Here is an 18,709-nt window from a genome sequence, read left to right on the forward strand (position 1 = left end):
GGTCAAAATCATTGGCTCTATCATAGGTGAAATAATGCGCGTTCGAAGCGTATGGCGGTGAAAATCACACAACTTTGACTTTGCTCGCAAGCGCTCCCCACAGGGGTGTCATCTATTGCGGTAATGCGTGTCGGGCATAACTGACAATCGACTCCGAGATGGTTTTCAGTAGGCCGCTTTCCAGTTGCCAATGGTGCCAATAGAGCTTTTGATCGACGAAATACTCCGGCAACATGTCCACCAACAGCCCTTGCTGTAACTCCTCTCGAATCTGCACTTTGGGGATCAACGCAAACCCAAAGCCATGCAGCGCCGCTTTGACACACGCTTCCGAACTGCCGACCGAATGTTTGATCTCACTTTGCATGTCGTGCCCCAAACAGGCATGGACAAAACGTTCATTGATAAAATCCTGTTGATCAAACGCCACCGAAGGCGCCACATCCAGCGCCGCACCAGTCACGCCATGTGCAAAATAACGCTGATAAAATTGCGGCGAGCACACCGCCAAGTACGGCATGTTGCCCAGCAGCACCGCCTGGCACCCCGGAATGGTTTTCGCGGACTGACTAATCGCCCCCACCACTTCGCCGTTCTTGAGTTTCTCAATCGTGCGGTGCTCATCATCCACCAGCAGATTGATTTCCACTTTGCCGGGCGTGATCAAGGGGGCCAACGCCGGCAACAGCCACGTGGCGAGGCTGTCGGCGTTGGTCGCAATTGACACCGACACTGCCTTGTCTGCGCCATCATTATTTAATTGCGGCAGAATGTCTTGCTCCAGCACGCACACTTGGCGATACAAGCCCAAGAGCTTTTGCCCTGCCGGAGTGACTTTGGGCGGAGACTGACGCACCAACACCGGTTGTGCCAACCATTTCTCCAATTGCTTAATTCGCTGAGACACCGCGGACTGCGAGATGCACAGCGTTTCCGCCGCTTTTTCAAAGCTGCCTTGGGCGATAATTTCGTCCAACGCTTCTATCCAACGGTAATCCAATCCACGCATGCTTTCACCATAAGTAATCCTAATGACTTATTAATATTATTAGTTTTATTTATTTTTAACTATCCCTTATTTTTGCTCTCAGATAACTATTTAATCACTTTTGGAATATAACTATGAACTTGTGGATCTTGCTTCAGGGCTTTGGATTCGGTGCCACCATGATCATTCCGATTGGCGCGCAAAATGCGTATGTACTCAATCAAGGCATCAAACGGAATCATCACCTGACCACCGCGACCATTTGCAGTTTCCTCGACATCTTTTTTATTTCGCTGGGTATTTTTGGTGGAGGAGCCATTCTGTCGCAAAGCGAATGGCTGCTGACGTTCGTCACCCTTGGCGGCATTGCGTTTCTGACCTTTTATGGCCTGCAATCGTGGAAAAGTGCTTTTGCCAAACCGAGCGACGAAAACACCACCACCACAACCGCACGCGGTCGCCGAGCGGTGATTCTCGGCACGCTGGCCGTCACAGTGTTAAACCCGCATTTGTATTTGGATACGGTGGTGATTTTAGGTTCGATTGGTGGCCAGTTTGAGGGCAACGATCGCCTGTCATTTGCCATCGGCACCATCATGGCATCGTTTGTGTGGTTTTATTCGTTGTCGATTGGCGCGGCAAAATTAGCGCCCACCCTCTCCAAACCCAAAGTGAAACAAGCGATTGATATCGGTGTGGCGCTGATGATGTTTGGGATTGCCCTCGCCCTGACCAATAACCTGTATCAGTTATGGCACTAAGGAGTCCCGATGTCGGCATTAGAAACCTTGTATCAAGCCAATGTGGCGTTGCTTCACCAAGCTGGAGTGCCATTTCAACAATGGCAACATGAACCGATTTTGGACTTCGCCACCGATGAAAAGGTGGCTCGAGAGCTGGGCTGGACCGGCACGCACACCAAAAGCCTGTTTCTGAAACTTAAAGGCGGCGGCTACGCCCTGCTGTTTACCGAAAAAGATGCACGTTTGGATGCCAAAGCCATCAAAGCGTTAATCGGCAAACGGCCGTCGATTTGCAGTGATGAGGAGATGACCGAAGTGACCCGCTGTCTTCCCGGCGCAGTCGGCCCGTTTGTGTTGCCCCAAGCCATTCCAGTGATTGTTGATCCAGCGCTGCTGCACAAACAAGAGCTGCTGTTTACCCCCGGCCATCCTCATCTCACGCTCGGCTTTTCGGGCGCTGATCTGGATAAATTGCTCGCCAACATCGCGAATCCAATCATCATGCTGGCATAAAAAAACGGAGGCTTTCGCCTCCGTTATCGTGATTCGCTGCAAGCTTAGTCGAGCTTGTTGAGATGCACATCCATTTGTGGGAATGGAATCTCGATACCGTTTTCATCCAGCGCTTCTTTCATCGCTTGAGTCAGATCCCAGTAAACAGCCCAGTAATCGGCACTGTTCACCCAAGGACGCACGATCAGGTTCACGGATGAGTCAGCCAAAGCATGTACCGATACGTTCACTGCTGGCTCTTTCAGCACGCGAGGATCGCGTTCAACAACTTCGCGCAGCACTTGTTTGGTCTTTTTCAGATCCGCTTTGTAAGAGACACCAATCAGGAAATCCACACGACGCGTGTCGTAGCGAGAGTAGTTGGTAATCGCACCACCAATCACAGCCGAGTTGGGCAGAACGATCATCTTGTTGTCTGGTGTTTTCAAAATAGTTTGGAAGATTTGAATCGAATCCACCGAACCCGCCACACCGGCCACTTCAACGTAGTCACCCGATTTAAATGGACGGAACGCAACAATCAGGACACCCGCCGCAAAGTTCGACAGTGAGCCTTGCAGTGCCAAACCAACTGCTAAACCCGCGGCACCAATCACGGCAACCACAGACGCAGTTTGAACACCGATACGACCCAACGCCGCGATCAGAACAATCACAAATAGCAGGTAACGCACCAGACCATGGACGAATTCGACGACTGCCGGATCCATGTCTTTTTTCTTCAGGACTTTCGAAACACTGCCCGCGACTGCTTTCACCACGAGATTACCGATAAACAGAATCAGTAGTGCGGAGATAATATTGACACCGTATTGAATCAATAGATCCGAGTTATCTGATAGCCAAGTGTTTACGTGGCTCAGACCGTCAACAATCGGCATTTCCACGCCGCTCGATTCACTAGCCATAGTATGTATCCTCTAGAATAATCTTTCTTCGATGTTTTTTTGTAACCCACTGACAATCAAACACATTTATAGATAACGTCCCTGACATCAGAATTTTGGCAATTTATCGTAATCTTGGTAATTTGCAAAGTCAGGTTTTAGCAAAGACCGACAAAACAAAAGGTTATCTCGATTTTGGACAAGCCTGTATCAGATTAAGCAATAATCACCTTCTCTGCCAGTGGTTCGCTAAAATTTAATCCAGCCACAAAACAAAAAGCCCGCTCAATGAGCGGGCTTTCTTAATCGTGAGAGACGACTTACAGTACGTCTACCGCGTTCAGGTCAGCAAAGGCTTTCTCAAGACGAGCAACCATAGACGCTTGACCAGCACGTAGCCATACGCGTGGATCGTAGTATTTCTTGTTCGGTGCGTCTGTACCCGTTGGGTTACCGATTTGACCTTGTAGGTAATCGTGGTTGTCTGCTTCGTATTGACGGATACCATCCCAAGTTGCCCACTGTGTATCAGTGTCGATGTTCATTTTGATCACACCGTAAGAGATAGATTCTTTGATTTCAGCTTCAGTTGAACCTGAACCACCGTGGAATACGAAGTTCAGAGAGTTCGCTGGTAGGCCGAATTTCTCAGATACGTATTTTTGAGAATCACGCAGGATAGTTGGAGTCAGCACAACGTTACCTGGTTTGTATACACCGTGTACGTTACCGAAAGATGCTGCGATAGTGAAACGAGGGCTGATCGCGTTCAGTTTCTCGTATGCGTATGCAACGTCTTCTGGTGAAGTGTACAGCTCAGATGTATCCATATCAGAGTTGTCTACGCCGTCTTCTTCACCACCAGTACAACCCAGTTCGATTTCCAGAGTCATGTTCATTTTAGCCATGCGCTCTAGGTATTTAGAAGAGATTGCGATGTTGTCTTCTAGAGACTCTTCTGACAGGTCGATCATGTGAGAAGAGAACAGCGGTTTACCAGTTTCTGCGAAGTGTTTTTCACCAGCGTCTAGTAGGCCGTCGATCCAAGGCAGTAGTTTTTTCGCTGCGTGGTCAGTGTGCAGAATCACTGGCACACCGTAAGTTTCAGCAACTGCGTGTACGTATTTTGCACCCGCTACAGCACCAAGGATTTGTGCACCTTGACCTTCAAGTTTAACGCCTTTACCTGCGAAGAAAGCAGCGCCACCGTTAGAGAACTGAACGATAACTGGAGCTTTAACTTTCGCAGCTGCTTCAAGTACAGCGTTAACAGAATCTGTGTTTACACAGTTCACTGCAGGAAGTGCGAAGTTGTTTTCTTTAGCTACTTGAAATACTTTTTGTACGTCATCGCCAGAGATAACACCAGGTTTTACGAAGTCGAAGATCTTAGACATGGATGTAATCCTATTTTCTGTCGTTTTAAAAATAAAAACGGTAAGTTTTAATTCTTGCAAACGTTTGCTCACAACTGGCGACATTCTAGCAGAATAAAATCGGCCATGCAGCAAACAAGAAAGCGGGAGATATCCCCCGCCTTCGATGATTTATTACGCTTTAGCGCGTGCTTCTAGCATTTCAACCGCTGGAAGTACTTTACCTTCAACAAACTCAAGGAACGCACCGCCACCAGTAGAGATGTAAGACACGTCCGCTTTGATGCCGAACTTGTCGATCGCTGCCAATGTGTCACCACCACCCGCAACAGAGAAGCCTTCAGATGCTGCGATGGCTTCAGAGATACCTTTGGTACCTGCTTCGAAGTTCTTGAATTCGAAGACACCCACTGGGCCGTTCCACAGAATGGTTTTCGCACCTTTCAGGATTTCAGCCAGTGCTGCAGTTGAGTTTGGACCCAAGTCGAAGATCATGTCGTCGTCTTGAACTTCAGACACATCTTTGATCACTGCTTCTGCGTTTTCGTCGAATGCTTTTGCACACGCAACGTCAGTTGCAACTGGAATCGCACACTCTTCCATCAGTTTTTTCGCTGTGTCAACAAGGTCTGCTTCGTACAGAGACTTGCCCACGTTGTGGCCAGCAGCCGCGATAAAGGTGTTTGCAATACCACCGCCAACAACCAGTTGGTCAGCGATTTTAGACAGTGACTCAAGCACAGTCAGTTTGGTTGACACTTTAGAACCGCCAACGATAGCAACCATTGGACGCGCTGGATTGTCCATCGCTTTGCCCAGTGCTTCAAGTTCGTTTGCCAGTAGAGGACCTGCACAAGCGATTGGCGCGTGCATGCCGACACCGTGAGTCGATGCTTGCGCGCGGTGCGCAGTACCGAATGCATCCATAACGAATACGTCACACAGTGCAGCGTATTTTTTAGATAGCTCTTCTTCGTTTTTCTTTTCGCCTTTGTTGAAGCGAACGTTTTCAAGAACAACCAGTTCACCAGCGTTCAGTTCCAGACCGTTTAGGTAGTCTTTCGCCAGTTTCACTTCGCAATCAAGCGCGTCGTTCAAGTAGTTCACGACAGGCTGTAGAGAGAACTCTTCTGCGTATTCACCTTCAGTTGGGCGGCCTAGGTGTGAAGTCACCATAACTTTCGCGCCCGCTTCCAGACAGTACTTGATTGTAGGCAGTGATGCGATGATACGAGCATCAGAAGTCACTTTGCCGTCTTTTACTGGCACGTTAAGGTCTGCACGGATAAATACGCGTTTACCAGCCAGGTCCAGGTCAGTCATCTTGATTACAGACATGGTTTGTCCTCTCAAATATTCAAAGAAAATAAAAGTTTTCGTCAACTCGGCACTCCGGCCGAGCCTGTCAATTCTTAAACTGCTTAAGATATGGGGACTGGAATATTTATTTCAATACAAAAAATAAATATTTTCCCCAAGCGGGTGGCGACTACTTTGCTGCCTGCATTGCCAACGCGGTATCAAGCATACGGTTCGCAAATCCCCACTCGTTATCGCACCAGACGAGCATTTTTACCAACTGCCCGTTACTCACTCGAGTCTGGCTTCCATCCACAATCGCGCTGTGCGGATCGTGATTAAAATCGATGGAAACGAGCGGCGCTTCAGTATAGTCAACAATGCCACTCAATGTACACTGAGATGCATTCACTATGGTTTGATTTACGTCATTAACTTTCACATTTGTATTGATCGTAACACTTAAATCCATCGCAGTGACGTTTACTGTTGGAACACGCACGGAAATGGCTTCAAATTTGTTTGAAAATTTCGGAAAGATTCTTTCAATCCCTTTATGCAACTTAGTGTCTACAGGGATGATCGATTGGCTGGCTGCACGTGTGCGACGTAAATCGGTGTGGTAGGCGTCGATCACTTGTTGGTCATTCATCGACGAATGAATGGTGGTGATGGTGCCCGAATCGATGCCAAATGCCTCATCGAGCACTTTGATGATCGGCACGATGCAGTTGGTGGTACACGACCCATTCGACACGATGTGCTGATCGGCCGTGAGCGTGTCATGGTTCACGCCATAAATAATAGTGTTATCCAAATCAGCCGCCCCCGGATGCGAAAACAGCACTTTGCGCGCACCGGCGTCCAGATGCTGCAGGCCATCGGCTTGAGAGCCAAATACGCCGGTGCAATCGAGCACGATGTCGACGTCAAGGTCACGCCATGGCAGCAGTGGGATCTCCGACAGATGCAGAATACGAATGCGGTCTAAATCTCCATGCTCATGATGCACGTAAATGTGCTCCTGATCATGACTGATTTTCTTGCCAAATCGGCCGTGGGTGCTGTCGTATTGCAACAGGTGCGCCATCGCCTCTGGCTTGGCCAGCTCATTTACGGCCACCACTTTGATGTGCTGATTTTTGCCACTCTCGTAAACGGCCCGAAGAACATTCCGGCCAATGCGTCCGAATCCGTTGATCGCCACTTTTAACATGGGTTCATTTTTCCTTATGGTTTATCCTGACGATGGTAACGAGAAACGCCCCCTGATTCACGTAAAATTCCTAACTATTTCTCTCGTGTCTCCCCTCAGTTACACCCCACGATACGTAATCTGAGGCCAACAAAAAAGCCCTCACCAAACGGTCAGGGCTTCGAGTCAGCCGATGAGGCCAGCAACAGTATCGTCGGTGCAGATTAGAACGCCACGTCCAGACCGACCCAGTAACGACGGCCATCTTCCACGTAGCCGTAGTCTTCGTATGTCACGTCTTCATCAAACAGGTTGTAGATCGCCGCTTTGACGCTGGTGTTGCTGGTCAGCGCGTAGGTGATCCCCGCATCCACGAAGGTGTAAGACGGTGCCGTCAGCGTGTCACGCGTGCTCGCAGGCTCTGATTCTTTGCCATGGTACGTCACTTTCGCCCAGCTGCTCATCAGCTCGGTGGTTTGCCAGTTTAACTGGGTCGTGAACAGGTGTTTTGGCAACTGTTCCAGTGGCATACCCGCGTAATCGCCGGTTTTTTGTTTGGAATAGGTGTAGGTGTAGCTGCTCTTCCAATCCCAATCATCGCCCAGAGGCAGATCCAACGACGCTTCCACGCCGCGCGTTACCGCTTTGTCGACGTTGGTGTAGTAACGCGGCGCACTGCCCCATTGGTTATTGCCTTCACTACAGATGCTGTCCGGACATGTCACCGCCGAGATCTTGTTTTTGAAATCGTTGTTGAACAGACCAAGCGATGCTTGCAGGCCTTGCTGACCGTTGTAGATCAGGTTGATCTCTTCACTCACGGATGTTTCTGGATCCAGATTCGAGTTCCCGTGAATGTTACCGCCACGGCTGACAGAAACCCAGTCATCACTGGCTTGACGCAGATCCGGCGCTTTAAAACCAGTGGAAACGCCGCCTTTCAGGGTCCATGCGTCGTTGATACTCCATACGGAATATACCCGCGGACTAAAGTGCGACCCGTAATCTTGGTTATAATCGTAACGACCGCCAAAGGTCAGCGCGACCGTCTCCAACACGCGCCATTCATCTTCCATAAACAGCGCAAATTGCGAGTTATCCAACTCAGTCACGCTGCCGCCGGTGTTGCCCGTCAAATCTTCCAGTTCCGATTTTTCACCTTGAATACCGATGCTCAACGTGTTGTTGGCAAACGGAGTGACCAACACCGATTTCGCCAGGGTATTGGTCAGCGTCATCTCGCGCGATTCGTTGTCGCTTTGCTCATACTGAATGTAGCTGTCAGAGCGTCCAATGCTGCCCCAGTTCCCTTTGTGGCTCAGTGCAAATGACGTGCGGTTGTATTCACCCAAGCTTTCATCATCACCGGTGGTCACTGATTTGCCCGGCGTACCTTCGCGTTTTTGCTGGGTAATGTCTGCGCTGAACGCAATCTCTTGATTGTCACTCAACTGATAAATCAGCTTTGAACCGATGCTACGCAGGGTTTTGTCTTCAAAACCGTATTCGATGTTGTCTTCATCACGATGTTGATTCTGGCCATACACTTGCAGAGAAAGAGAGTCGGTCAGTGGACCTGACGCAAAGAAGTTCACATTCTGCTCGTCGCCAGACGCGCGATCTTCCTGAATCACCGTGCTTAATTGCACTTTGCCCGACCAGTGTTGACCCGCTTTCTTGGTGATGACGTTGATCACGCCGCCCATCGCTTCTGAACCATACAGTGTCGACATAGGGCCGCGAATAATTTCAATCCGTTCAATCGCTTCCAGAGGTGGCAACCAAGCCGATTCAATACCTGCACCATCGCTGTTTGGGCGAGTTTGGCGAGACGACAGGCGCTTACCGTCGACCAGAATCAAGGTGTATTTGGATCCCATACCACGAATGCTGATGTCTTTGGTGTCGCCACCGCCCGTCACCACCACACCGGGAACGGTGCTCAACGCATCCGTCACATCGCGATAGTAGCGCGACGACAACTCTTCTTGCGTCAGCACCGTGACACTCGCCGTCGCATTCGTCACGACCTGCTCATACCCCGCCGCCGTGACGACGATTGTTTCGTCCGCTTTCACACGTTCTTCTGCATTCACCTGGGCAGAAACCATCAAGCCAAAAGCCACGGCCAACGCAACTTTAGATGGATTCACTCTGGACATGAACCACTCCTTTAAATGATAATAATTATTAATTTCAGGAAGGCATTATTCATAAATTGTCGGCGTAGAAAAGGTTCACAAATGGAATAGTTGGGACCGTTTTTGGAACAAGGCGTCGAATTTTTATCCAAAGGTAAGTCATCCATGCAGGATCTCAGTGCGGTGCGTGCGTTTTATGCACTCTGCCAACATAAAAGCCTGACTGCGGCAGCAAAATCGCTGGAGCAACCCAAATCCACCCTCAGTCGCCGCTTGGCGCAACTCGAAGAGGATCTCGGTCAGGCGCTGGTCGCCCGACAAGGGAATCGTCTCACGCTCACCAAAGCGGGTGAGGTGTTTGCCGCCTATTCCGAACAACTGATCGAACTGGCCAATCGCAGCCAAGAAGCGCTCCACGAGCTCAATACTCAGGTCAACGGCGAGATGACGTTGGTGGTGCATCCCAATCTGACTCGAGGCTGGTTAAGCCGCGTGTTAGATAGCTTCATGCAAGCCCATCCGCAGTTGAAAGTGCGCCTGCACAGCCAGTTTCAACACGGGGATGGATCGCTCGATCCGGATCTGATTATCTGGATTGGCGATATTGCGCCCGCGGGTTATCGCCGAGAACAGCTTGGTTTGTGGCGCTATGCGGCCTACGCGTCGCCTCAATATTTGAGTGACCATTCGCATCCGACGCATCCCAGTGAGCTAAGCGATCACCCTTGGATCGACTTGATTGCTTTTCGTCAGGACGCCTTAACGCTGCATCATGCCGAGCATGGGCATTACGTGCTGCCCGCGTTAGAAAGCCGCTTACAAAGTGACAATCTAGTGATGCAAATCGATGCCATCGCCAAGGGCCGCGGGATAGGCTTGTTGCCCACCTGGGTGGCGAAAGGGTTTGAAAGAAGCCATCCCGGCAGCCTAGCGCCGTGTCTGGAAGAGTGGTCTTCCGACCCCACCAGCATTCACTGCTTCTATCCGATTGGCCGCCATCCATTGCGATTACGGCTGTTTATTGATGCGCTGCGCGCCGCCCGCCCGGACGAGTGGCAATAACCACGCGCGGCTCATGTCACCGAATAACCACTGTCACCGCGCGAAAACCGCCGCTCATCGCCAAATCAAAGGGTCACAAGATCAAAAAAGCCCCGCTCAATGAGCGGGGCTTTTGGTGTGCGAAATGCTTGAGCTTATGCCAGCAGTTCTTTGGCTGTGTTCACGACGTTTTCAGTGGTGAAGCCGAACAGTTTGAACAGCTCGCCAGCCGGTGCAGATTCGCCGAAGGTAGTCATACCGATGATGCGGCCACCAAAGCCAACGTACTTGTACCAGAAGTCTGCAATGCCAGCTTCGATAGCGATACGAGCAGTCACATCTGCAGGCAGTACGGATTCACGGTACGCAGCGTCTTGTTTGTCGAATGCATCGGTCGATGGCATCGACACCACGCGCACTTGCTTGCCTTCGGCAGTCAGTTGCGCTGCAGCTTCCACCGCCAGCTCGACTTCAGAGCCAGTGGCAATCAGGATCAGCTCAGGTTTGCCTGCGCAATCTTTCAGGATGTAACCACCTTTGGTGATGTTCGCCAGTTGCTCGGCATCACGAGGTTGCTGCGCAAGGTTTTGACGCGAGAAGATCAGCGCAGTCGGCGCGTCTTTACGTTCAATTGCCAGTTTCCAAGCCACGGCTGATTCAACTTGGTCACATGGACGCCATGTGTTCATGTTTGGCGTCAGGCGCAGAGAAGCGATTTGCTCAACCGGTTGGTGCGTTGGGCCATCTTCACCCAGACCAATCGAGTCGTGCGTGTAGACTTGGATGTTCTGAATCTTCATCAGCGCAGCCATACGCATTGCGTTACGCGCGTATTCCATGAACATCAGGAAGGTCGCGCCGTAAGGCACGAAACCGCCGTGTAGTGCAATACCGTTCATGATGGCGGTCATACCAAATTCACGCACGCCGTAGTGGATGTAGTTGCCTGAGAAGTCGCTTGCTTCTAGCGATTTCGAGCCAGACCACATGGTCAGGTTTGACGGTGCAAGGTCGGCAGAGCCGCCCATGAATTCAGGCAGCAGTTTACCAAATGCTTCCAGTGCATTTTGCGATGCTTTACGTGACGCAATGTTCGCTGGGTTGGCTTGCAGTTCAGCAATGATCGCGCTGCTGGCTTCTTCCCAGTTGGCTGGCATTTCACCGGCTACGCGGCGTTGGTATTCTGCAGCTTCTGCTGGGTAAGCAGCTGCGTAAGCGGCAAATTTCTCATCCCATGCTGATTCTTTGGCTGCGCCAGCTTCTTTGGCATCCCACTCTGCGTAGATGTCGGCTGGGATTTCAAAGGGTGCGTATTCCCAACCCAGGAATTCACGCGCGGCTTTGATTTCGTCAGCGCCCAGAGGAGCACCGTGACAATCGTGTGAGCCCGCTTTGTTTGGCGAACCGAAACCGATGATGGTTTTGGTACAGATCAGCGTTGGACGCGGGTCTGCTTTTGCTGCTTCAATCGCTGCGTTGATGGCGTCTGAATCGTGACCGTCAACTGCAGGAATCACATGCCAACCGTAGGCTTCAAAGCGTTTTGGTGTGTCGTCTGAGAACCAGCCTTCTACGTGACCGTCGATCGAGATGCCGTTGTCATCCCAGAATGCGATCAGTTTGCCAAGGCCCAGTGTGCCAGCCAGAGAACACGCTTCGTGTGAGATACCTTCCATCAGACAGCCGTCACCCATGAACACATAAGTGAAGTGGTCAACGATGTCGTGGCCCGGTTTGTTGAATTGTGCTGCCAGTGCTTTTTCAGCAATCGCCATACCCACAGCATTGGTGATGCCTTGGCCCAGTGGACCTGTGGTGGTTTCGATGCCCGGTGCGTAACCGTATTCTGGGTGACCTGGGGTTTTTGAGTGCAGTTGACGGAAGTTTTTCAGATCGTCAATCGACAGATCGTAACCGCTCAGATGCAGCAATGAGTAAATCAGCATCGAGCCGTGGCCGTTCGACAGCACGAAACGGTCGCGGTCTGACCATTTTGGGTTTTGTGGGTTGTGGTTCAAGTGACTGCGCCAAAGTACTTCAGCGATGTCAGCCATACCCATTGGGGCACCCGGGTGGCCAGAGTTAGCTTTTTGTACACCGTCCATGCTCAGTGCACGGATTGCGTTAGCCAGTTGTTTGCGAGAAGACATGTCAGCTCCTAAAGCGATAAGCGAAGTAAAGGTATCCGAAAATTGAATGGCCAATATTGTCGCAAAGCCCTTTCGGCACTGCAAACCTTTTGCTGGCGATTTGTCCCATTTTTGCAATGTTTTGCAACAGATTGGGGGATAACGGCTGAAATAAACCATTCACCAGGCAAACGTTTGGCTATGAGATAGAATAAAAAAGAGCTTGTAATTTGAGCATTCAAAACTAGAATAGACGTCTAGATGTAGAAACGCCTACATATTGAACAATTTTGCAGAGTAGCGGCCTCCCCCGCTACTCTTTTGATTATAGAATTGGAGCTATCATGGCTAAGCACTTGTTTACTTCTGAATCGGTATCAGAAGGTCATCCAGATAAAATCGCAGACCAAATCTCTGATGCGGTTCTAGATGCCATTTTGGAACAAGATCCAAAAGCACGTGTTGCTTGTGAAACTTACGTTAAAACCGGCATGGTAATGGTCGGTGGTGAGATCACAACATCAGCGTGGGTGGATATCGAAGAGCTGACTCGTGAAACGGTACGCGAAATTGGTTACATCCATTCAGATATGGGTTTTGACGCCAACTCATGTGCCATCTTGAACACCATTGGTAAACAGTCTCCAGACATCAACCAAGGTGTTGATAAAACCGATCCGAAAGAGCAAGGTGCCGGTGACCAAGGCATCATGTTCGGCTACGCCTGTAACGAAACCGAAGTGCTGATGCCAGCACCGATCACTTACTCTCACCGTTTGGTTGAGCGTCAAGCGAAAGTCCGTAAAGACGGCACGCTGCCTTGGTTGCGTCCGGATGCAAAATCACAAGTCACCTTCCAATACAACGATGGCAAAATCGTGGGTATTGATGCAGTGGTTCTGTCGACTCAGCACAGCGATTCCATCTCGACTGCGGATCTGCGTGAAGCGGTCATGGAAGAGATCATCAAACCGGTTCTACCAGCAGAATGGTTGAGCAAAGACACCAAATACTTCATCAACCCAACCGGTCGTTTCGTGATCGGCGGTCCAATGGGTGACTGTGGTCTGACAGGTCGTAAGATCATCGTGGATACCTACGGCGGCGCAGCGCGTCACGGTGGCGGTGCGTTCTCAGGTAAAGATCCATCAAAAGTAGACCGTTCAGCGGCTTACGCAGCACGTTATGTTGCGAAAAACATCGTTGCAGCGGGCATGGCTGATCGGTGTGAGATTCAACTGTCTTACGCAATCGGTGTAGCAGATCCAACGTCTATCATGGTAGAAACGTTCGGTACTGAGAAAGTGTCTCACGACATCATCATTGCAGCGGTACGCCAGTTCTTTGACCTGCGTCCTTACGGTCTGCAAGAGATGCTGAGCCTGCTTCAACCTATCTATAAGAAGACAGCGGCATACGGCCACTTCGGTCGCGAAGAGTTCCCTTGGGAAGCGACCAATAAAGCGGCTGAACTGCGCGATTTCGCTGGCCTAAAATAAGCCACACGAATACTGAAAAAGCCCTTGTCACACGACAAGGGCTTTTTTATTGCCCGCAGTTCGATAACACCCCGCAATGTGTACAAAATTTGTGCAATCCATTTGTATTTTTGAGACTCGTCATCAATAGTTAATAAAGTGTTAATGAGACTAACTGTAATGACGCCTCATTGACGAAAGCAACACCACACCGCGTTGCGGCGCAGCAGGTCAGTTGTCGCGAGCATCGCATGCTGAACACTTTTCTCTGCCACCTCGATCAAGGAGGATGTATGCCTCGGACGGTTAACCCTTCTGACTTCGACCAGAAAAACAAAGAAGTCAGCCCACAGGAGTACGCCCGCACGCTGCCGTGCAACACGATCAGTGTGTCGACTCCATTTCACTGGCTTGCGCTTGGACTCCATGACTTCATTCGCATGCCGCTCATCAGTGCCTTTTACGGGGTGTGCTTCATGGCCGCCGCAATTGGCATTGTGCTGCTGGTGCAATGGCAAGGCACCCATCTGGTGATCCTGCCAAGCTTGGTGGTCTATATGCTGATTGGTCCCTTCTTGTCGCTCGGTTTGTACGCCGCCAGTTGGGAACGCGAAAAAGGCCACACCGCCGGTTTGCTCCACTCCATCAAAGCGATTACACGCAACTCCAGCTCACAATGGGCCTTTGCGGTGATGTTGGTCGTTGCCATGATTTTCTGGATGCGCATTGCCGCGCTGCTGCACGCACTCTACCCATCAGTGCAAGGCGCGCCGCTGACCGACTTTTTGCCATTTTTAGTCATCGGCTCGTTGGTAGGTTTTGTCATCGCTTGCATTATTTTCAGTATCTCAGCCTTTTCGATTCCACTGATGATGGAACGCCGCGTCGATGTCATGACCGCCGTATTTACCAGCTTTAACGCGGTGAAATCGAACATTCCAGCCATGATCGTCTGGGCGGGCATCATCTGCGGTGGCATCCTGATTGGCTTTGCCACCTACGGCATTGGCATGTTGTTTACCATGCCGATTCTGGGCTACAGCACGTGGCATGCGTATCACGCCATTATTAAAAAGAAACACAACACTTAAGGTCTCCAACCTGACATTGCAATTGGTGTTATGATTGCCTCAACCCTGTGTTGAGGCTTTTTTTTGGAGAGTTTTCTTGGTCGATTTTGAACTGCAATATCGCGCCAAAGCGCAAATTCAACGGTGTATCGACATCGCATCCCGTCACTTTGGCCGAAAGTTTTCTATGCCCGAACTCAGTTTTCGTCTGCGCGGCAAAGTCGCAGGCAAAGCCTATCTGCAACTGTGGGAAATTCGCCTCAACCCCGTGCTGTTTACCGAAAACCGCCAAGCATTTCTCGATGAAGTGATTCCTCACGAAATCGCTCATTTGATCACGCATGCCGTTTATGGCCGAGTCAGACCGCATGGCGCAGAATGGCAACACGTAATGACGCAGGTCTTCGCCATTGCCGCCAACACCACACACCGCTTTTCGGTGGCCTCGGTGCAAGGAAAAACGTTCGAGTATCTGTGCGCCTGCAATCGTTACCCGCTATCCATTCGTCGCCATAACAAAGTGCAGCGTCACCAAGCGGTGTATCGCTGTCAGCAATGCCATCAAACCCTGACGTTTACCGGCCAACAGCTGTCGTAATCGGCAACCTGCGCCTCGTACGGCGGCAGGAATCGTAACCCTTCGAACCAAACACGCCAGCTTCTTGCAACCGCGTGCTAGATTTCAAATTTTTGAGTGATAGACTGATAAAAATCATACTAAAAACAGTCTTTACTTATGTTTCGTTTTCGCTTGTTACTCACTGGCAGCCTGTTATTGGCTGCCTCTTTTGCGTGGGCGTCCGCGCCCGCTTCATTTTCACAGGCCAAAAGAGAGGCCGTGAAGATTTATCAGGATCATCCGGTCACCTTTTATTGTGGCTGTGATATTCAATGGCAGGGCAAAAAAGGCACGCCCGATTTGAAAGGTTGCGGCTACCAAGTCCGCAAGCAGGAAAAACGCGCCAGCCGAATTGAATGGGAGCACGTAGTGCCTGCGTGGCAATTTGGTCATCAGCTCCAATGTTGGCAGCAAGGTGGACGCAAACAATGCAGCCGCCACGATACGGCGTTCAAACGCATGGAAGCGGATCTGCACAACCTGACGCCCGCCATTGGCGAGGTCAATGGCGATCGCTCCAACCTCAATTTCAGTCAGTGGCATGGCATTGATGGCGCCACTTATGGCCAGTGTGAAATTCAGGTCAACTTCCAGCAGCGCAAAGTGATGCCGCCCGAACGCGCCCGCGGCGCCATTGCACGGACGTATCTCTACATGAGTCAGGAGTACGGGTTTCGCCTCTCCAAATCACAGACGCAATTGATGCAGGTGTGGAATCGCCAATATCCGGTCGATTCATGGGAGTGCGAACGCGATCAGCGCATCTTCAAAGTTCAGGGCAACCACAACCCATTTGTGCGCCAACAGTGCAGTAGCTAATACAATCTCTGGGCAATCCTGTCATTGCCCTTGTTTTTTTCACTTTGAGCATCCATGTTAGATGCCAGTAACCAGCGTAATTTCAGGAAAAACAGCATGCGAGTTCCCCGTATCTACCACCCGCACCCGATCACTCACCTTGGCCCCTTAGCCTTAAGCGACGACGCCGCAGGCCACATCGCCCGCGTGTTGCGTATGCAAGAAGGTCAGGAAGTCTTGGTGTTTGACGGCAGCGGCGCCGAATTTCCGGCCATCATTCATGAAGCGGGGAAAAAACAGGTCGTGGTCGACTTGGCCGAGCGCATCGACACCAATCTTGAATCGCCATTGAACCTGCACTTAGGCCAAGTGATTTCACGTGGCGACAAAATGGAATTCACCATTCAGAAGTCCGTTGAATTGGGGGTCAATACCATCACACCGCTGTTGTCTGAACGTTGCGGCGTGAAACTCGATGCCAAACGTTTCGAGAAAAAACTGCAACAATGGCAGAAAATCGCCATCAGTGCGTGCGAACAATGCGGCCGGAACGTGGTGCCTGATATTCGCCCGATTATGACGCTGGAAGCGTGGTGCGCCGAGCAAACCGACGCGCTCAAACTCAACCTGCATCCACGCGCAAAATATTCCATCAATACCCTTCCAGAGCCAGTGACCAAAGTGCGCTTGCTGATCGGTCCGGAAGGTGGTCTGTCGGCAGAAGAGATCGACATGACTCAACAATACCATTTTGAAGAGACGCTGCTGGGCCCTCGCGTGCTACGCACCGAAACCGCAGCGCTCACCGCAATTACAGCCCTGCAAGTTCGTTTCGGCGATCTTGGCTAACGGAGATGAGCAATGATTAAACTCGGTATCGTTATGGACCCGATTTCGTCCATTAACATCAAGAAAGATTCCAGCTTCGCCATGATGCTCGAAGCGCAACGTCGCGGCTACGAAATTCATTACATGGAAATGAATGATCTACACTTAGATCAAGGCGTCGCCATGGCGGACACCAAAGTCGTCGAGCTAAAAGAAGATCCAAACGGCTGGTACGAATTCAAATCAGAACAGACCATCGTCTTGTCTGAACTGGATGCCGTCTTGATGCGTAAAGATCCACCATTTGATACCGAATACATCTACGCGACGTATATTCTAGAGCGAGCGGAAGATGACGGCGCGCTGATCGTCAACAAACCGCAGAGCCTGCGTGACTGCAACGAAAAACTGTTCACCGCATGGTTCCCGGAACTGACGCCAACCACCATCGTGACGCGTAAAGCCGAGAAAATTAAAGCCTTTCGCGAGCAACATGGGGATGTGATTTTGAAACCGCTGGACGGCATGGGCGGCGCTTCTATTTTCCGCGTCAAACAAGGCGATCCGAATGTGTCGGTGATCATCGAAACCCTGACGAACCACGGCCAGAATTACTGCATGGCGCAAACGTTCGTCCCCGACATCAGCAACGGTGACAAACGCATTCTAGTGGTAGATGGTGAACCGATGCCTTACTGCTTGGCGCGCATTCCAGCACAAGGGGAAACCCGTGGGAATCTCGCCGCCGGTGGACGCGGTGAAGCTCGTCCATTGAGCGATACGGATCGCCAAATTGCAGAAACCGTGGCACCAATCCTGAAAGAGAAAGGCTTGATCTTTGTTGGCCTCGACGTGATTGGCGATAAACTGACTGAGATTAACGTCACCAGCCCAACCTGTATTCGTGAAATTGAGGCGGCGTTTGACATCTCCATCACGGGCAAACTCATGGACGCGATCGAGCGTCGCGTGAAAGCCTTGTCACTGTAGGAGCATGGGCTCCTGAACGCTAGAAGGTTGGAGACAAAATGAATCTGACGAACTATTTTCTCGTAGCGATGCCCAGCATGAAGGATCCGTACTTCAAGCACAGTGTTATCTACATCTGCGAGCATAACGAAGAAGGCGCGATGGGGCTGATGATCAACGCGCCGATCGACATTACGGTCGGCGGCATGTTGCAGCAAGTGGAAGTGGAACCGGCGTATCCGCAATCACACGAAGAGAGCCTGAAACGTCCGGTATTCAATGGCGGCCCGGTGTCGGAAGATCGCGGATTTATTCTGCATCGTCCCAAAGATCATTACGAATCTAGCATTCGAATGACCGACGACATTGCCGTCACCACATCCAAAGACATTTTGACCGTGCTCGGCACCGAAGCAGAACCCAGCGGCTACATCGTCGCCCTTGGCTACTCTGGCTGGTCGCCGGGTCAGTTGGAAGATGAACTGGCGGAGAACTCCTGGCTGACGATTGAAGCCGATCCGGAGCTGATCTTTAACACCCCGATCCACGAAAAATGGAACAAGGCGATTCAAAAGCTCGGCATTAATCCGCACCAGCTATCGACCCAATCTGGCCACGCTTAATCACAGCAGCGC

General features: G+C 50.8%; 17 protein-coding genes. 10 read left to right on the top strand and 7 right to left on the bottom strand.

Annotated elements, in window-relative coordinates; all coding sequences use genetic code 11:
- Nucleotides 1-112 precede the first annotated feature (112 nt).
- Complete coding sequence (locus tag ACF8PK_RS10330) at nt 113-1,009, bottom strand: LysR family transcriptional regulator ArgP (protein WP_055467061.1); 897 nt, start codon at nt 1,007-1,009, stop codon at nt 113-115.
- A 113-nt stretch (nt 1,010-1,122) separates the two neighbouring features.
- Here ACF8PK_RS10330 and ACF8PK_RS10335 point away from each other — a divergent pair, with 113 nt between their 5' ends.
- Complete coding sequence (locus tag ACF8PK_RS10335) at nt 1,123-1,749, top strand: LysE/ArgO family amino acid transporter (RefSeq protein WP_004724241.1); 627 nt, start codon at nt 1,123-1,125, stop codon at nt 1,747-1,749.
- A gap of 9 nt (nt 1,750-1,758) precedes the next feature.
- Nucleotides 1,759-2,244 (top strand): YbaK/EbsC family protein, encoded by a 486-nt coding sequence (locus ACF8PK_RS10340; RefSeq protein ID WP_014205815.1) that lies wholly within the window; start codon nt 1,759-1,761, stop codon nt 2,242-2,244.
- 44 nt (nt 2,245-2,288) lie between these two features.
- Here the strand turns inward: ACF8PK_RS10340 and mscS are convergent, their stop codons facing one another.
- From mscS to ACF8PK_RS10365, 5 genes are all read right to left on the bottom strand, one after another.
- Nucleotides 2,289-3,152, bottom strand: a complete 864-nt coding sequence (gene mscS / locus ACF8PK_RS10345) for a small-conductance mechanosensitive channel MscS (RefSeq protein ID WP_004724243.1) — start codon at nt 3,150-3,152, stop codon at nt 2,289-2,291.
- Between the two features lie 299 nt (nt 3,153-3,451).
- Entirely contained in the window at nt 3,452-4,528 is a 1,077-nt protein-coding gene (fbaA, locus tag ACF8PK_RS10350) for a class II fructose-bisphosphate aldolase (protein ID WP_014205816.1), read from the bottom strand.
- A 153-nt stretch (nt 4,529-4,681) separates the two neighbouring features.
- Entirely contained in the window at nt 4,682-5,845 is a 1,164-nt protein-coding gene (locus ACF8PK_RS10355) for a phosphoglycerate kinase (protein ID WP_004724245.1), read from the bottom strand.
- A gap of 151 nt (nt 5,846-5,996) precedes the next feature.
- Entirely contained in the window at nt 5,997-7,022 is a 1,026-nt protein-coding gene (gene epd, locus ACF8PK_RS10360) for an erythrose-4-phosphate dehydrogenase (RefSeq protein ID WP_004724246.1), read from the bottom strand.
- Nucleotides 7,023-7,225: 203 nt separating this feature from the next.
- Nucleotides 7,226-9,163 carry a TonB-dependent receptor domain-containing protein gene (locus ACF8PK_RS10365; RefSeq protein ID WP_004724247.1) on the bottom strand — a complete coding sequence of 646 codons (1,938 nt, stop codon included), beginning with the start codon at nt 9,161-9,163 and terminating at the stop codon, nt 7,226-7,228.
- A gap of 144 nt (nt 9,164-9,307) precedes the next feature.
- On the opposite strand from ACF8PK_RS10365, the gene ACF8PK_RS10370 reads away from it, so the two are divergent.
- The gene (locus ACF8PK_RS10370) at nt 9,308-10,204 is read left to right on the top strand and encodes a LysR family transcriptional regulator (RefSeq protein WP_004724248.1); all 897 of its coding nucleotides are present in this window, start codon (nt 9,308-9,310) and stop codon (nt 10,202-10,204) included.
- A 134-nt stretch (nt 10,205-10,338) separates the two neighbouring features.
- Here the strand turns inward: ACF8PK_RS10370 and tkt are convergent, their stop codons facing one another.
- Nucleotides 10,339-12,333, bottom strand: a complete 1,995-nt coding sequence (gene tkt, locus ACF8PK_RS10375) for a transketolase (protein ID WP_014205818.1) — start codon at nt 12,331-12,333, stop codon at nt 10,339-10,341.
- Between the two features lie 323 nt (nt 12,334-12,656).
- Between tkt and metK the strand changes: the two genes are divergently transcribed.
- The 7 genes from metK (at nt 12,657) to ACF8PK_RS10410 (ending at nt 18,697) form a co-directional block, all read left to right on the top strand.
- Complete coding sequence (gene metK, locus ACF8PK_RS10380; protein ID WP_004724250.1) at nt 12,657-13,811, top strand: methionine adenosyltransferase; 1,155 nt, start codon at nt 12,657-12,659, stop codon at nt 13,809-13,811.
- A gap of 272 nt (nt 13,812-14,083) precedes the next feature.
- Nucleotides 14,084-14,881 carry a DUF2189 domain-containing protein gene (locus tag ACF8PK_RS10385; protein WP_014205819.1) on the top strand — a complete coding sequence of 266 codons (798 nt, stop codon included), beginning with the start codon at nt 14,084-14,086 and terminating at the stop codon, nt 14,879-14,881.
- Nucleotides 14,882-14,957: 76 nt separating this feature from the next.
- Nucleotides 14,958-15,458 carry a SprT family zinc-dependent metalloprotease gene (locus ACF8PK_RS10390; RefSeq protein ID WP_004724252.1) on the top strand — a complete coding sequence of 167 codons (501 nt, stop codon included), beginning with the start codon at nt 14,958-14,960 and terminating at the stop codon, nt 15,456-15,458.
- Between the two features lie 138 nt (nt 15,459-15,596).
- Complete coding sequence (locus ACF8PK_RS10395; protein WP_004724253.1) at nt 15,597-16,298, top strand: endonuclease; 702 nt, start codon at nt 15,597-15,599, stop codon at nt 16,296-16,298.
- Between the two features lie 96 nt (nt 16,299-16,394).
- Nucleotides 16,395-17,126 (top strand): 16S rRNA (uracil(1498)-N(3))-methyltransferase, encoded by a 732-nt coding sequence (gene rsmE / locus ACF8PK_RS10400; protein ID WP_004724254.1) that lies wholly within the window; start codon nt 16,395-16,397, stop codon nt 17,124-17,126.
- Nucleotides 17,127-17,138: 12 nt separating this feature from the next.
- Nucleotides 17,139-18,095 (top strand): glutathione synthase, encoded by a 957-nt coding sequence (gshB, locus tag ACF8PK_RS10405; RefSeq protein ID WP_004724255.1) that lies wholly within the window; start codon nt 17,139-17,141, stop codon nt 18,093-18,095.
- 38 nt (nt 18,096-18,133) lie between these two features.
- Complete coding sequence (locus tag ACF8PK_RS10410) at nt 18,134-18,697, top strand: YqgE/AlgH family protein (protein ID WP_004724256.1); 564 nt, start codon at nt 18,134-18,136, stop codon at nt 18,695-18,697.
- The last annotated feature ends 12 nt before the right edge of the window (nt 18,698-18,709 follow it).

This window comes from Vibrio sp. CJQ_6, from assembly GCF_043106745.1.
Lineage (GTDB): Bacteria > Pseudomonadota > Gammaproteobacteria > Enterobacterales > Vibrionaceae > Vibrio > Vibrio furnissii.

Bases quoted from the DNA above. Each gene is read 5' to 3' on its own strand.
- ACF8PK_RS10330 (WP_055467061.1), bottom strand. From the start codon at position 1,009: ATGCGTGGATTGGATTACCGTTGGATAGAAGCGTTGGACGAAATTATC.
- ACF8PK_RS10335 (WP_004724241.1), top strand. From the start codon at position 1,123: ATGAACTTGTGGATCTTGCTTCAGGGCTTTGGATTCGGTGCCACCATG.
- ACF8PK_RS10340 (WP_014205815.1), top strand. From the start codon at position 1,759: ATGTCGGCATTAGAAACCTTGTATCAAGCCAATGTGGCGTTGCTTCAC.
- mscS (WP_004724243.1), bottom strand. From the start codon at position 3,152: ATGGCTAGTGAATCGAGCGGCGTGGAAATGCCGATTGTTGACGGTCTG.
- fbaA (WP_014205816.1), bottom strand. From the start codon at position 4,528: ATGTCTAAGATCTTCGACTTCGTAAAACCTGGTGTTATCTCTGGCGAT.
- ACF8PK_RS10355 (WP_004724245.1), bottom strand. From the start codon at position 5,845: ATGTCTGTAATCAAGATGACTGACCTGGACCTGGCTGGTAAACGCGTA.
- epd (WP_004724246.1), bottom strand. From the start codon at position 7,022: ATGTTAAAAGTGGCGATCAACGGATTCGGACGCATTGGCCGGAATGTT.
- ACF8PK_RS10365 (WP_004724247.1), bottom strand. From the start codon at position 9,163: ATGTCCAGAGTGAATCCATCTAAAGTTGCGTTGGCCGTGGCTTTTGGC.
- ACF8PK_RS10370 (WP_004724248.1), top strand. From the start codon at position 9,308: ATGCAGGATCTCAGTGCGGTGCGTGCGTTTTATGCACTCTGCCAACAT.
- tkt (WP_014205818.1), bottom strand. From the start codon at position 12,333: ATGTCTTCTCGCAAACAACTGGCTAACGCAATCCGTGCACTGAGCATG.
- metK (WP_004724250.1), top strand. From the start codon at position 12,657: ATGGCTAAGCACTTGTTTACTTCTGAATCGGTATCAGAAGGTCATCCA.
- ACF8PK_RS10385 (WP_014205819.1), top strand. From the start codon at position 14,084: ATGCCTCGGACGGTTAACCCTTCTGACTTCGACCAGAAAAACAAAGAA.
- ACF8PK_RS10395 (WP_004724253.1), top strand. From the start codon at position 15,597: ATGTTTCGTTTTCGCTTGTTACTCACTGGCAGCCTGTTATTGGCTGCC.
- rsmE (WP_004724254.1), top strand. From the start codon at position 16,395: ATGCGAGTTCCCCGTATCTACCACCCGCACCCGATCACTCACCTTGGC.
- gshB (WP_004724255.1), top strand. From the start codon at position 17,139: ATGATTAAACTCGGTATCGTTATGGACCCGATTTCGTCCATTAACATC.
- ACF8PK_RS10410 (WP_004724256.1), top strand. From the start codon at position 18,134: ATGAATCTGACGAACTATTTTCTCGTAGCGATGCCCAGCATGAAGGAT.